This is a genomic window from Neisseria sp. CP9 (assembly GCF_047758525.1).
Taxonomy (GTDB): Bacteria; Pseudomonadota; Gammaproteobacteria; order Burkholderiales; family Neisseriaceae; genus Neisseria.
Map to the genome: position 1 here is coordinate 1,108,495 of NZ_CP180502.1, position 12,690 is coordinate 1,121,184.

14 protein-coding genes are annotated in these 12,690 nt (G+C 56.3%); 9 read left to right on the forward strand and 5 right to left on the reverse strand.

Annotated features, from left to right (window positions below; all coding sequences use genetic code 11):
* Positions 1–12: 12 nt before the first annotated feature.
* Positions 13–225, reverse strand: coding sequence for a hypothetical protein (locus ACMYUL_RS05260; protein WP_415772430.1), 213 nt, complete (start codon positions 223–225; stop codon positions 13–15).
* Positions 226–324: 99 nt separating this feature from the next.
* Here ACMYUL_RS05260 and ACMYUL_RS05265 point away from each other — a divergent pair, with 99 nt between their 5' ends.
* Positions 325–1,539, forward strand: coding sequence for an MFS transporter (locus ACMYUL_RS05265; protein WP_415772432.1), 1,215 nt, complete (start codon positions 325–327; stop codon positions 1,537–1,539).
* A 230-nt stretch (positions 1,540–1,769) separates the two neighbouring features.
* Positions 1,770–3,047, forward strand: a complete 1,278-nt coding sequence (gene waaA, locus ACMYUL_RS05270) for a lipid IV(A) 3-deoxy-D-manno-octulosonic acid transferase (RefSeq protein ID WP_415772434.1) — start codon at positions 1,770–1,772, stop codon at positions 3,045–3,047.
* A gap of 161 nt (positions 3,048–3,208) precedes the next feature.
* Here the strand turns inward: waaA and hemL are convergent, their stop codons facing one another.
* On the reverse strand, positions 3,209–4,492 hold the full coding sequence (gene hemL, locus ACMYUL_RS05275) for a glutamate-1-semialdehyde 2,1-aminomutase (protein ID WP_070512610.1): 1,284 nt from the start codon (positions 4,490–4,492) through the stop codon (positions 3,209–3,211).
* A gap of 212 nt (positions 4,493–4,704) precedes the next feature.
* Between hemL and ACMYUL_RS05280 the strand changes: the two genes are divergently transcribed.
* The gene (locus tag ACMYUL_RS05280; RefSeq protein WP_070512607.1) at positions 4,705–5,112 is read left to right on the forward strand and encodes a hypothetical protein; all 408 of its coding nucleotides are present in this window, start codon (positions 4,705–4,707) and stop codon (positions 5,110–5,112) included.
* 201 nt (positions 5,113–5,313) lie between these two features.
* Positions 5,314–6,642, forward strand: a complete 1,329-nt coding sequence (gene miaB, locus ACMYUL_RS05285) for a tRNA (N6-isopentenyl adenosine(37)-C2)-methylthiotransferase MiaB (protein ID WP_003743791.1) — start codon at positions 5,314–5,316, stop codon at positions 6,640–6,642.
* A 108-nt stretch (positions 6,643–6,750) separates the two neighbouring features.
* On the opposite strand, the gene ACMYUL_RS05290 is transcribed toward miaB, so the two are convergent.
* Entirely contained in the window at positions 6,751–7,635 is an 885-nt protein-coding gene (locus tag ACMYUL_RS05290; protein WP_415772438.1) for a LysR substrate-binding domain-containing protein, read from the reverse strand.
* A gap of 102 nt (positions 7,636–7,737) precedes the next feature.
* On the opposite strand from ACMYUL_RS05290, the gene ACMYUL_RS05295 reads away from it, so the two are divergent.
* On the forward strand, positions 7,738–8,328 hold the full coding sequence (locus tag ACMYUL_RS05295; protein ID WP_415772440.1) for an NAD(P)H-dependent oxidoreductase: 591 nt from the start codon (positions 7,738–7,740) through the stop codon (positions 8,326–8,328).
* 199 nt (positions 8,329–8,527) lie between these two features.
* Here ACMYUL_RS05295 and ACMYUL_RS05300 read toward each other — a convergent pair whose 3' ends face one another.
* Positions 8,528–9,424, reverse strand: a complete 897-nt coding sequence (locus tag ACMYUL_RS05300; protein ID WP_415772442.1) for an IS3 family transposase — start codon at positions 9,422–9,424, stop codon at positions 8,528–8,530.
* The gene (locus ACMYUL_RS05305; RefSeq protein ID WP_234396225.1) at positions 9,328–9,678 is read right to left on the reverse strand and encodes a helix-turn-helix domain-containing protein; all 351 of its coding nucleotides are present in this window, start codon (positions 9,676–9,678) and stop codon (positions 9,328–9,330) included. Before ACMYUL_RS05305 ends, ACMYUL_RS05300 begins: the two co-directional genes overlap by 97 nt.
* A gap of 257 nt (positions 9,679–9,935) precedes the next feature.
* Here ACMYUL_RS05305 and proB point away from each other — a divergent pair, with 257 nt between their 5' ends.
* The 4 genes from proB to ACMYUL_RS05325 all read left to right on the forward strand — a co-directional run bounded on the left by proB (position 9,936) and on the right by ACMYUL_RS05325 (position 12,586).
* Positions 9,936–11,060, forward strand: coding sequence for a glutamate 5-kinase (gene proB / locus ACMYUL_RS05310; RefSeq protein WP_415772444.1), 1,125 nt, complete (start codon positions 9,936–9,938; stop codon positions 11,058–11,060).
* A gap of 71 nt (positions 11,061–11,131) precedes the next feature.
* On the forward strand, positions 11,132–11,263 hold the full coding sequence (locus ACMYUL_RS05315; protein ID WP_415772446.1) for a hypothetical protein: 132 nt from the start codon (positions 11,132–11,134) through the stop codon (positions 11,261–11,263).
* Between the two features lie 172 nt (positions 11,264–11,435).
* Entirely contained in the window at positions 11,436–11,786 is a 351-nt protein-coding gene (locus tag ACMYUL_RS05320; RefSeq protein WP_308862247.1) for a helix-turn-helix domain-containing protein, read from the forward strand.
* Positions 11,690–12,586, forward strand: coding sequence for an IS3 family transposase (locus tag ACMYUL_RS05325; RefSeq protein ID WP_415771357.1), 897 nt, complete (start codon positions 11,690–11,692; stop codon positions 12,584–12,586). The genes ACMYUL_RS05320 and ACMYUL_RS05325 overlap by 97 nt, the downstream gene beginning before the upstream one ends.
* The last annotated feature ends 104 nt before the right edge of the window (positions 12,587–12,690 follow it).

Here is a 12,690-nt window from a genome sequence, read left to right on the forward strand (position 1 = left end):
AATTTTAATCCACTATATCGGGAATCCGCTTGAAGCCGATATGGCTTCATCAATACGGATTTTATCCGTTCTTGGGACAAAGGTCGTCTGAAAATCGGATTTCGGGTTTTCAGACGACCTTTGCCGTTCTTTACGCGCTGAATTTCCGTCCGTGTTCCATGTCCTGCCTTGCAGGTAAAGGAGAACGGTCAATGCGGCGCGGATAGAGGTTTTGGCTATATCCAAAGCATCAGGAGTTATTTAGCCTGCGTCAGCCCGTTTGTTAAAATCCGTCATTCTGCCGTTTGATTGAACGGCATTTTCCAATAGAAACAAACAATAACCATGACCCACACACAGCAAAAATCCCCCAACCTTTGGCTGGTGACCGCCGCTGCCGCCGCCATCCTGCTGATTACCATCGGTATGCGCATGACTATGGGACTGTTTGTCCGTCCCGTCGTCGACTCTACCGAGCTGAGTATCCAAGAGTTCAGCCTGATTATTGCCGTTTTCCAGTTGATGTGGGGCGTGTCCCAGCCGCTTTCCGGCGCGCTTGCCGACCGCTTCGGCGCGTTTAAGGTTTTGGGCGGCGGCGCGTTGCTGTTGGCTTGCGCCTGCCTGATGGTGCCACAGATGCCGACTTATTGGGGGCTGATGCTGGCAATCGGGCTGCTTTTTGCATTCGGAACGGGCGCGGGCGGTTTCTCCATCATCATGGGGCAGGTCGCGGCGAAAGTGCCGCCGCACAAACGCGGTTTGGCTTCGGGGCTGGTCAACGCGGGCGGTTCGGCGGGGCAGTTTCTGTTTGCGCCGCTGGTGCAGGGTTTGCTGGTGTTGCCCGCCGTCGGCTGGACGGGGACGTTTTATGTTTGGGGCGGGATTGCGCTTTTAATCCTGCCGATTTCGTGGTGGCTGGCGGGCGGCAAAAACGCTGTCGCCACGCACCACACGTCGTCTGAAAACGGGCAATCGCTGGGGCTGGCAGTCAAAGCGGCGTTTAAAGACCGCAGCTACATCCTGCTTCACTTAGGCTTTTTTACCTGCGGTTTCCACATTGCGTTTTTAGTGACCCACCTGCCCAACGAAATCGCGCTCTGCGGCCTGCCCGCTTCGGTCGCTTCGACTTCGATTGCGATTATCGGTTTGGCGAACATCGCGGGCTGCATTTTTTCGGGCTGGTGTACGGGGCGGTTTTTGGGCAAATACGTTTTGTTCGGACTCTACGCCTCGCGCGTGGCGATGGTGCTGATCTACCTTGCCGCACCGAGAACCGATGTCAATTTCTACATTTTCGCCGCCGCGCTGGGCTTCACTTGGCTCGCTACCGTCGCTCCGACCGCTGCGATTACGGGCAAACTGTTCGGCACGCGCTATCTGGCGACGTTGTTCGGACTGACGATGTTGAGCCATCAAATCGGCGGTTTTTTAGGCTCGTATATCGGCGGCATCGTGATTTACCGGTTCAACGATTACGGCTGGATGTGGTATGCCGATGCGGTGTTGGCGGGGACGGCGGCTTTGCTGAACCTGCCGATACGCGAAAAGAAAGCGGCGTAAACCGCTGACGCAACCAAGACAGGTCGTCTGAAAATCGGATTTCGGGTTTTCAGACGACCTTTTTTCCGCCGTTACATCAAGTCAGTTCAAAAGAGGCGTGGGCGAAGCGGCAAAATCGGCTAGAATAGGCTCGGGAAACCGGAAGTTCAGCGACAGGCCGTTTGAAACCGTCAACCGCCTAGAATCCGCACCGTCCGCCACCCCGTCCGTACCGTTTTCGAGTGGAATACATGAATCGTTGGTTTTACACGCAATTATGGCGCATCGCGCCGCCGCTTATCCGCCACTATCTCAAAAAGCGCGCCGTCAAATCGCCTGCCTACCTCTACCATTGGGGCGAGCGTTTCGGCGAACCGTTTGACCGACCTGTGCAGCATCCGATTTGGGTGCATGCCGTATCGGTCGGCGAAACCCGTGCCGCGCAGCCCTTGGTGGAAGCACTGCGCCGCCATTTCCCCGACGCGCCGCTGCTCATGACCCAAATGACGCCGACCGGACGCGCCGCCGCGAAAGAACTGTTCCCCGACGCGCAATGCCGTTACCTGCCTTACGACAAACCCGAATGGGTCGCCCAATTCCTGAAGGAACACCGCCCCCTGTTCGGCGTGCTGATGGAAACGGAAATCTGGCCCAACCTCATGCACGCCTGCGCCGACGCGCACGTCCCCCTGTTTCTTGCCAACGCCCGCCTGTCTGAAAAATCGCAGCGCGGCTATTTGAAAATCCGCAACCTGTTCGAGCCTGCACTGCAAACCTTAAGCGGCTGTTTCGCGCAAACCGCCGAAGACGCGGAGCGGCTGCACTTGATCGGCGCGTCCAACGTCCATGTCTGTGGCAACACCAAATACGATATTTCCCCGCCCGAACGGATGCGCGCACTGGCGGCGGCCTTCCGCGAACGCATAGGCACGCGCCCCGTCGCCGTCTGCGCCAGCACCCGTTTTTACAAAGACCAAGACGAAGCGGCGCTCTTGCTCGAAGCATGGAAAAAATATACCGGCGATGCCTTGCTGGTCGTCGTCCCGCGCCATCCGGAGCGTTTTCAGACGACCTTTGAAACGGCGCAGGCATTGGGTTATACCGTTCAAAAACGCAGCGACAACCTGCCGGTTTCCCGGCAAACCCAAGTCTGGGTGGGCGACAGCATGGGCGAACTCTTTGCCTACTACCTCAGTTCGGATGTTGCCTTTGTCGGCGGCAGCCTCGTGGACAGCGGCTGTCAAAACATCATCGAGCCGATAGCCTGCGGCATTCCGACCGTGTTCGGCTTTTCCACCTACAACTTTGCCGCCGCCTGCCGCAGCGCGTTGGAAGCCCAAGCGGCGGTGCAGGTGCAAAACGCGGACGAATGGTGCACCTTCGTCTCAGCCTGTTTGGAAAACCCGAGCGAGCGCAGCCATTTCGCCCAACAAGCGGCACACTTCGTCGCCGGCCATCAAGGTGCCAGCCGTCGGATGGCGGACGAAATCGCCGCGTCTGTGCGCCATCTGACACACGAAAAAGCTTAAGGACAAAATAAAGCTTATCCACAAACGAAAAGTCGTCTGAAACCCGAATTTGGGTTTTCAGACGACCTTTTGCATTCGCGGCAGCTCAGGCGACGTTGTCCGCCCTGCCCTGACATTGCGCCTATTCCCGTGCAGCTCAATACGGCAAAACGGTTTCCACCTTACTTCGCCATTTCCGCAAACACTTGATGCGCGGTGGCGATGGTTTCGTCAATCAGCTCGGGCGTGTGCGCGGCGGAGACGAAGCCTGCTTCGTAGGCGGACGGGCCGAAGGCAGTGTTGCGGTCGAGCATACCGTGGAAGAAGCGTTTGAAGGCGTCGATATTGGAGCGCGCCATGTCGCCGTAGTTTTGCGGGGTGTGTGCGGCGAAATACAGACCGAACATGCCGCCCACGCTGTCGGCAGTGAACTCGATGCCGTGTGATTTGGCGGCGGCGGCAAGCCCGTCGGCGAGGCGGCGGGTCAAAGCGGTCAGGTTTTCGTAGAAGCCTTCGCGCTGGATGATTTCGAGCGTTTTCAAGCCGGCGGCGACGGCAATCGGGTTGCCCGACAATGTGCCTGCCTGATACACGCCGCCCAGCGGGGAAATACATTCCATGATGTCTTTGCGTCCGCCGAACGCGGCAAGCGGCATACCGCCGCCGATGACTTTGCCCATCGTGGTCAGGTCGGGCGTAATGCCGTGCAGCGATTGTGCGCCGCCGAGCGCGACGCGAAAGCCGGTCATCACTTCGTCGTAAATCAACACCGCGCCGTGTTTTTCGGTCAATTCGCGCAGGGCTTTGACGAAGGCTTCGGTCGGGCGGACAAGGTTCATATTGCCGACGAAGGGTTCGAGGATGACGCAGGCGATTTCGTCGCCGTTGCGGGCGAACGCTTCTTCGAGTTGGGCGATGTTGTTGTATTCGAGGACTAAGGTGTGTTTGGTGAAATCGGCGGGAACGCCTGCGGAAGACGGGTTGCCGAAGGTAAGCAGGCCGCTGCCGGCTTTGACGAGCAGGCTGTCGGAATGGCCGTGGTAGCAGCCTTCGAATTTGATGATTTTGTCTCGTCCGGTAAAGCCGCGTGCGAGGCGGATGGCGGTCATGGTCGCTTCGGTGCCGGAGCTGACGAGGCGCAGCCGTTCGACCGACGGCATGATTTTGGCGATTTCTTCGGCGATGACGATTTCGCCTTCGGTGGGCGCGCCGAACGACAAACCGCCCAAGGCGGCTTCGCGCACGGCTTCGATGACTTCGGGGTGCGCGTGTCCGACAATCGCAGGTCCCCACGAACCGACGTAATCGGTATAGCGCGTGCCGTTTTCGTCCCAAACATACGCGCCTTCGGCTTTTTTGATGAAGCGCGGCACGCCGCCGACGCTGCCGAATGCGCGGACGGGGGAATTCACGCCGCCGGGGATGATGGCTTTGGCGCGGTCAAACAGGATTTCGTTACGGTTCATAGCGGGTTCTTTCTGAGGTCGTCTGAAAAATAAGCGGTATTTTATCATCAGATTGCCCGCGCCAGCCGTTTCAGACGACCCCCAAAGCCCAAACCGCCACGGCACAACGCCGTATCTGAAAATGAAAATTGTTCTGTAAAAACAATCACTCTGTTCATATTTGAAGCGTTTGTGCTATAATCCGCACCCATTTATACCATAAAGAAAACATCATGTTACGCGGATTCATTTTAATGCTTACCCTTTTGGTTTCCACCGCCTCCTACGCCGCCCAGCGCAAGCTGCCGAGCGATATGGACGCGGCGGTTTTGAAACAGGTCGAACTGCCTTATCTGAAAGTGAGCCGTGGCGGCTTCTCATGGACGCGCCTCTTAACGCTGGGCATTGCCGACGGCAATTCCGCCAAGCTGCAAATCACCCGTTTCACCAAAATCCACGACGAAAACGACCGCTTCATCCCGATGGGGCGGCTGGCGGGCAAAACCGGCAAAACCATCGCCTTCAAACACAACGACACCAACGCCCTCGTGCGCGAAGTGTGGGTTTTGACCGACGACGAAGCCTCCCGTTTTACCGCGCAAAAAGAAGTCCGCGACGAGGTTAAAAAAGACGCGCAATAAGCCGTCGTTTGCCCGTTTCAGACGGCCCAAACACACACCGCGTGGTTGGCTGTTGCAGCCGCAGCAGCGCAACCGCGCATTTTTGCGCCCTGACGAATCTGCGTTTCAGACGACCTGCCCACGTTCCAAAGGTCGTCTGAAATGAAGATTTTTATAACAATCAGCCCCGCAATTACGGGCTACCTGAGAAAGACACAAACCATGAAAAAAGTATTTATCCGCACCTTCGGCTGCCAAATGAACGAATACGACAGCGAAAAAATGCTCGCCGTACTCGCCGAAGAAAACGGCGGCATCGAACAAGTAACCGAAGCCGACGAAGCCGACATCATCCTCTTCAACACCTGCTCCGTGCGCGAAAAAGCGCAGGAAAAAGTGTTCTCCGACTTAGGTCGCGTGCGCCCGCTCAAAGAAAAAAATCCCGACCTCATCATCGGCGTTGCCGGCTGCGTCGCCTCCCAAGAAGGCGAAAACATCATCAAACGCGCGCCTTATGTGGACGTCGTCTTCGGCCCGCAAACGCTGCACCGCCTGCCTAAAATGATTGTGGATAAAGAAACCAGCGGCCTGTCGCAAGTCGATATTTCCTTCCCCGAAATTGAAAAATTCGACCACCTGCCGCCCGCCCGCGTCGAAGGCGGCGCAGCATTCGTATCCATCATGGAAGGCTGTTCCAAATACTGCTCGTTCTGCGTCGTCCCCTACACTCGCGGCGAAGAGTTCTCCCGCCCGTTGAACGACGTTTTGACCGAAATCGCCAACCTCGCCCAACAAGGCGTTAAAGAAATCAACCTCTTGGGGCAAAACGTCAACGCCTATCGCGGCGAAATGGAAGACGGCGAAATCTGCGACTTCGCCACCCTGCTGCGCATCGTCCACGAAATCCCCGGCATCGAGCGTATGCGCTTCACCACCAGCCACCCGCGCGAGTTTACCGACTCGATTATCGAGTGCTACCGCGACCTGCCCAAGCTGGTGTCGCACCTGCACCTGCCGATTCAAAGCGGTTCCGACCGCGTATTGAGCGCGATGAAACGCGGCTACACCGCCTTGGAATACAAGTCCATCATCCGCAAACTGCGCGCCATCCGCCCCGACTTGTGCCTAAGCAGCGACTTCATCGTCGGCTTCCCCGGCGAAACCGAACGCGAGTTCGAGCAAACCCTGAAGCTGGTGAAAGACATTGCCTTCGATTTGAGCTTCGTCTTCATTTACAGCCCGCGCCCCGGCACACCCGCCGCCAACCTGCCGGACGACACCCCGCACGCCGAAAAAGTGCGCCGCCTCGAAGCCCTGAACGAAGTCATCGAAGCCGAAACCGCCCGCATCAACCAAACCATGATCGGCACGGTACAACGCTGTCTGGTCGAAGGCATCTCCAAAAAAGACCCCGACCAGCTCCAAGCCCGTACCGCCAACAACCGCGTGGTCAACTTCACCGGCACGCCCGACATGATCAACCAAATGATCGATTTGGAAATCACCGAAGCCTACACCTTCTCCCTGCGCGGCAAACCGGTCGAAGCGTAAAGCCGTTCCGCCATAGCAAAGGTCGTCTGAAAACCTGTATCGTGATTTTCAGACGACCTTTTTGTATCTTGGGCAAGTTCGGAAAGACTTAGTGTTTATAAACGTACTTTAATTGACTTGTTCCACCAAAAAATCCACAAAAGCCCGGATTTTCGGGCTGACTGCATTATCGCCGTAATAGACGGCATAAAACGGTTTGGCTTCGTTTAAGGCGCGGTCGGACAGGAGTTCGTGCAGGTGTCCCGCTGCAATATCGGCGGCGACGGTGAAATCCGACAGGCAGGCGATGCCGTTGCCTTCCAGACACAGGCGGCGGATGGTTTCGCCGCTGTTGGCGGACAGTTGCGGCACGGCGGCGTAGGGCGTGTGGCCGGTGTCGGCAAACGGCCAGTTGTTCAGGGTTTTGGGCTCGGAGAAGCCGATGAGGGTGTGCTGCGACAGGTCGGCGACGGTTTGGGGCGTGCCGTGACGGGCGAGATAATCGGGCGCGGCAACGAGTTTCAGACGACTGTCAAACAGATGGCGGGCACGCAGGGCGGAGTCGTGCAGGCTGCCTGCGCGGATGGCGATGTCCACGCGCCGCTCGATGAGGTCGATGTAGCCTTCGGACGAGGTGAGCAGCAGCGACACCTGCGGGTAGTGTTCGCAGAACGGGCGTACCAGCGGGGCGACGAGGTGCAGCAGCGTGGGCGTGGCGGAATCCACCCGAAGCACGCCCTGCGGCGCGCCGCCTGCGGAGAGGATTTCGGCCTCGGCGGCTTCGATGTCGTGCAGTATCTGCCGCGCGCGCTCGAAAAAGCGGCAGCCTTCTTCGGTAAGCCGCAGTTGACGCGTGGTACGGTTGAGCAGGTTGGCGGAGAGTTTGTCTTCCAGCCGCTTCACGGTGCGGCTGACGGCGGAGTTGGCCAGCCCGAGCCGTTCTGCCGCGCGGCTGAAACTGCCGCTTTCCACCACCTGCACGAACACGGCCAGTTCGTCTGAATGGATTTTCATTGTTGCTTTTCCTAGAAAAGTGTTTTGCAATTATTGCTGTTTTCATTATAAAGCATCGGGGTACAATGATACTTTTTCAACGCAAATATTTGAGGAATGAACATGAATATTCTGTTAATCGACGGCGGCCAACATTTCGGCCATTCCGCCGGCCGCCTGAACCACACGCTGCACCAAACCGCACGCGACACGCTGAACGCACTCGGTCATGCGGTGAAGGAAACCGTGATTGAAGAAGGCTACGACAAAGATGCCGAAGTGGAAAAATGGCTGTGGATGGACGCGGTGGTTTGGCAGATGCCCGGCTGGTGGATGGGCGAGCCGTGGACGGTGAAAAAATATATCGATGAAGTGTTTACCGCAGGCGTGGGCGAGAACAAGCTGGTGGCCAACGACGGCCGCCACCGTGTAAACCCGACGGAAGGCTACGGCACGGGCGGCTTGCTGCATGGCAAAAAACACATGATTTCATCCACTTGGAACGCGCCGATTGAGGCGTTTACCCGAGAAGGCGATTTCTTTGAGGGCGCGGGCGTGGACGGCGTGCATTTCCATTTTCATAAAGCCAACGAGTTCCTCGGCACGACGCGGCTGCCCTCGTTCATCTGCAACGATGTAATCAAGAATCCGCAGGTGGAACGGTATTTGGCGGATTATCGGGCGCATTTGGAGAAGGTGTTCGGTAGGGCATAGTCGAGATGGCCGACCCGCCTGATTGCCGATACGGTATCTGCTATCCGCCGTATCGATGTAGGTAGGTTGGCTATACGCAGAGTAATTTGATATTCGTGTACACCAAATATAGTGGATTAACTTTAAATCAAAGGTCGTCTGAAAACCTGTATCGTGGTTTGAACTGGCCCCCAAATCTTGGACACTCATAAAAGCCTTTTCAGGCGCTCTGTGTAAGCTGGGTTCTGTATGCGACAGGACTCAGCTTTTTCAATTTCAAACTGCAACGCTCCCGGTTGTAGTAATCCATATAGTCATCTATCTGCTTCATCAATTCGTCCACCGTCAATTCACCTGCGTTATAGAAACACTCCGTCTTCAACACCGCAAAGAAGCTTTCCATCGGCGCATTGTCCCAGCAGTTCGCCTTTCGCGACATGCTTTGAACCATGGAATGCTCCGCAAGCAATTCCCTATACCCCGCCGTACGGTACAGCACGCCTTGGTCGGAATGAAGCATCGTTCCTTTATCAGTTAGACGGGGTGCGGCTTTTTCGAGCATTTCCTTCACCATTTCACTGTCGGCTCTGCGGCTCATGGCGTAGGCGACGATCTCGCGGTTGAACAAGTCCAAGATTGGCGAGAGGTACAGTTTGCCGTCCTTTCCTTTGAGTTCGGTCACGTCGGTCAGCCATTTTTCGTTGGGCTTTCGGGCTTTGAACCGGCGTTTGAGGAGGTGTTCCGATATTTCGCCCATGGCGGGATGGCGGTAGGCTTTTTTCGCCCGTATTTTGGCTTTCAGCCCCATCTGCGTCATCAACCGCGCCGCTTTTTTGCGGTTCCAATCCAATGCTGCGGCAATGCGCCTTTGCCCGTAGCGTCCTTTATGCCGTTTGTAGGTTTCGACAAGGAGGGCTTTGTCGGCTTCATCGGGGTCGGGCCGGTCTTGATGGTGGTAGTAAAAGCTGCTTTTGGGCAGGTTCGCGATGTGCAGCAGGTATTTGAGCGGGTGTTGCGCCCTCAGTGTTTGGACGGTTTGGCTTTGTCCTTTTCGGTCTGCTTTTGGCTGAGGGCTTTTAACTCCTTTAGGTAGGCAACCTCTGCGCGCATATAGCACAACTCTTCGATAAGCTCCGCCTGTGTTTTTTCGTGGTCGGGTTTGTCGGCGATGAAGGGGTTTTTGCGGTGTTCGGTCATGGTTTTGGATTGTGGATGTTCGAGTGCGCCGATGCCGCCTTCTTGATAGGCGCGTATCCATCGTCTCAGGTGGGTTCGGGAAATGCCGTAGTGGTCTGCAGTACGCTGTTGGCTGCGTATATGCAGGTAGTGAAGTACGGCTTGGTATTTGAAGTGTAATGTATATTTGCTCATAAAAAAACTGCACCTTGTGAGTTGGAGGGGGGATGTCCAACTTTTGGGGTGCAGTTCAGTTTTCAGACGACCTTTTTGTATCGTGTCGGCATCAACAGTCGGCTCACCGAATCCCGCCTGTCTTTTAGCAATTTCACGATACCGCGTATTGACAGCCCCATAGGGGTCGTCTGAAAATCAGTTTTCGCACTTTCAGACGACTTTTTTACATTTAAGAACCCGTCCGAAGCCGCCCTATATCCTCCGCGAGAAAAACCATGTCCCTGCAAAACCTTTCCAACATCCGCACCCTTGTCGTCAAAGTCGGTTCCAGCCTTGTTACCGCGGGCGGCAAAGGCATAGACCAAGCCGCACTCGACCGCTGGGCAGCGCAAATCGCCGAATTGGGCAAACAAGGCGTGCAAACCGTCCTCGTTTCCAGCGGCGCCATCGCAGAAGGCATCAAACGGCTGGGCTGGAGCAAACGCCCCACCGCCATCAACGAACTGCAAGCCGCCGCCGCCGTCGGACAAACCGGCATCGCCCAAGCCTACGAAGCCGCGTTCGCACCGCACGGCATCCGCACCGCCCAAATCCTGCTCACCCACGACGACCTGAGCAACCGCACCCGCTACCTCAACGCCCGCAGCACCCTGCAAACCCTGTTGTCCAAAGGCATCGTCCCCGTCATCAACGAAAACGACACCGTTACCACCGACGAAATCAAACTCGGCGACAACGACACCCTCGGCGCGCTCGTGACCAACCTCATCGAAGCCGACGCCCTTGTCCTTTTGACCGACCAAAAAGGCCTGTACGACAGCGACCCGCGCAAAAATCCGCAAGCCAAACTGATTCCGACCATAGCGGCCGACCATCCCGACCTCGAAAGCATGGCGGGCGGCGCAGGCAGCAGCGTCGGTACAGGCGGCATGTACACCAAAGTGACCGCCGCCAAACGCGCCGCACTCAGCGGAGCCGCCACCGTCGTCGCATGGGGCGGCGAACCCGACATCCTCGTCCGCCTCAAACAAGGCGAAAGTATAGGCACGCTCTTTACCAGCGCGCACAGCCGCGTCGCCGCCCGCAAACAATGGCTGCTCGGACACGTCCAAACCGCCGGCAGCCTGACCGTCGACAGTGGCGCGGCAAAAGCCCTGACCGAACAACATGCCAGCCTGCTGCCCGTCGGCTGCATCCGCGCGGACGGCCATTTCCACCGCGGCGAACTCGTCGCCATCCTCGATACCGAGGGCAAAGAAATCGCCCGCGGCCTGACCAATTACAGCAGCGGCGAAACCGCTAAAATCCTGCAAACCCCGTCCGAGCGCATCGCCGAAAAATTAGGTTACGCCCACGAAGACGAACTCATCCACCGCGACAATATGGCGTCGCATTGGTAAAAAAGGTCGTCTGAAACCATATGTTTGTGTTTCAGACGACCTCCTTTCCCATCCAACCAAAGGAAACCCGCATGAAAAAATTCTTCTTCCTCACCACCACCCTCCTGCTCCTCAACGCCTGCGCCGCCCAATCCGGACAAGGCAGCTCTGCACAAGTCTATGGTGAAATCAAAGGCGGCGTAGAAAGCAGCCACGTCCATTAAGCGGGCGGAACGGCAGGCATTGCCCACGCAGAAGATGCTGCCCCAATCATCCGTTCCCCTGAAATCCGCAGTGCCATAAAATCAAAAGGTCGTCTGAAACTTGGTTTACCCGGTTGAACTGCACCCCAAAAGTTGGACATCCCCCCTCCAACTCACAAGGTGCAGTTTTTTTATGAGCAAATATACATTACACTTCAAATACCAAGCCGTACTTCACTACCTGCATATACGCAGCCAACAGCGTACTGCAGACCACTACGGCATTTCCCGAACCCACCTGAGACGATGGATACGCGCCTATCAAGAAGGCGGCATCGGCGCACTCGAACATCCCCAATCCAAAACCATGACCGACCACCGCAAAAACCCCTTCATCGCAGATAAACCCGACCAAGAAAAAACACAGGCAGAGCTTATTGAAGAGTTGTGCTATATGCGCGCAGAGGTCGCCTACCTAAAGGAGTTAAAAGCCCTCAGCCAAAAGCGGACCGAAAAGGACAAAGCCAAACCGTCCAAACACTGAGGGCGCAACACCCGCTCAAATACCTGCTGCACATCGCAAACCTGCCCAAAAGCAGCTTTTACTACCACCACCAAGACCGACCCGACCCCGACGAAGCCGACAAAGCCCTCCTCGTCGAAACCTACCGGCGGCATAAAGGACGCTACGGGCAAAGGCGCATTGCCGCAGCATTGGGTTGGAACCGCAAAAAAGCGGCGCGGTTGATGAAACAGATGGGGCTGAAAGCCCTCATACGGGCGAAAAAAGCCTACCGCCATCCCGCCATGGGCGAGATATCGGAACACCTCCTCAAACGCCGGTTCAAAGCCCGAAAGCCCAACGAAAAATGGCTGACCGACGTGACCGAACTCAAAGGGAGCGACGGCAAACTGTACCTCTCGCCGATATTGGACCTGTTCAACCGCGAGATCGTCGCCTACGCCATGAGCCGCAGAGCCGACAGTGAAATGGTGAAGGAAATGCTCGAAAAAGCCGCACCCCGTCTAACTGATAAAGGAACGATGCTTCATTCCGACCAAGGCGTGCTGTACCGTACGGCGGGGTATAGGGAATTGCTTGCGGAGCATTCCATGGTTCAAAGCATGTCGCGAAAGGCGAACTGCTGGGACAATGCGCCGATGGAAAGCTTCTTTGCGGTGTTGAAGACGGAGTGTTTCTATAACGCAGGTGAATTGACGGTGGACGAATTGATGAAGCAGATAGATGACTATATGGATTACTACAACCGGGAGCGTTGCAGTTTGAAATTGAAAAAGCTGAGTCCTGTCGCATACAGAACCCAGCTTACACAGAGCGCCTGAAAAGGCTTTTATGAGTGTCCAAGATTTGGGGGCCAGTTCAGGTTTCAGACGACCTTTTCTATTGGACTGAAGACGAATGTTTGTACGGCAATCATTCCCGTGCC

Excerpts from the sequence above, each read along its gene's own strand:
- ACMYUL_RS05265 (WP_415772432.1), top strand. The coding sequence starts at position 325 with ATGACCCACACACAGCAAAAATCCCCCAACCTTTGGCTGGTGACCGCC.
- waaA (WP_415772434.1), top strand. The coding sequence starts at position 1,770 with ATGAATCGTTGGTTTTACACGCAATTATGGCGCATCGCGCCGCCGCTT.
- hemL (WP_070512610.1), bottom strand. The coding sequence starts at position 4,492 with ATGAACCGTAACGAAATCCTGTTTGACCGCGCCAAAGCCATCATCCCC.
- ACMYUL_RS05280 (WP_070512607.1), top strand. The coding sequence starts at position 4,705 with ATGTTACGCGGATTCATTTTAATGCTTACCCTTTTGGTTTCCACCGCC.
- miaB (WP_003743791.1), top strand. The coding sequence starts at position 5,314 with ATGAAAAAAGTATTTATCCGCACCTTCGGCTGCCAAATGAACGAATAC.
- ACMYUL_RS05290 (WP_415772438.1), bottom strand. The coding sequence starts at position 7,635 with ATGAAAATCCATTCAGACGAACTGGCCGTGTTCGTGCAGGTGGTGGAA.
- ACMYUL_RS05295 (WP_415772440.1), top strand. The coding sequence starts at position 7,738 with ATGAATATTCTGTTAATCGACGGCGGCCAACATTTCGGCCATTCCGCC.
- ACMYUL_RS05305 (WP_234396225.1), bottom strand. The coding sequence starts at position 9,678 with ATGAGCAAATATACATTACACTTCAAATACCAAGCCGTACTTCACTAC.
- proB (WP_415772444.1), top strand. The coding sequence starts at position 9,936 with ATGTCCCTGCAAAACCTTTCCAACATCCGCACCCTTGTCGTCAAAGTC.
- ACMYUL_RS05315 (WP_415772446.1), top strand. The coding sequence starts at position 11,132 with ATGAAAAAATTCTTCTTCCTCACCACCACCCTCCTGCTCCTCAACGCC.
- ACMYUL_RS05320 (WP_308862247.1), top strand. The coding sequence starts at position 11,436 with ATGAGCAAATATACATTACACTTCAAATACCAAGCCGTACTTCACTAC.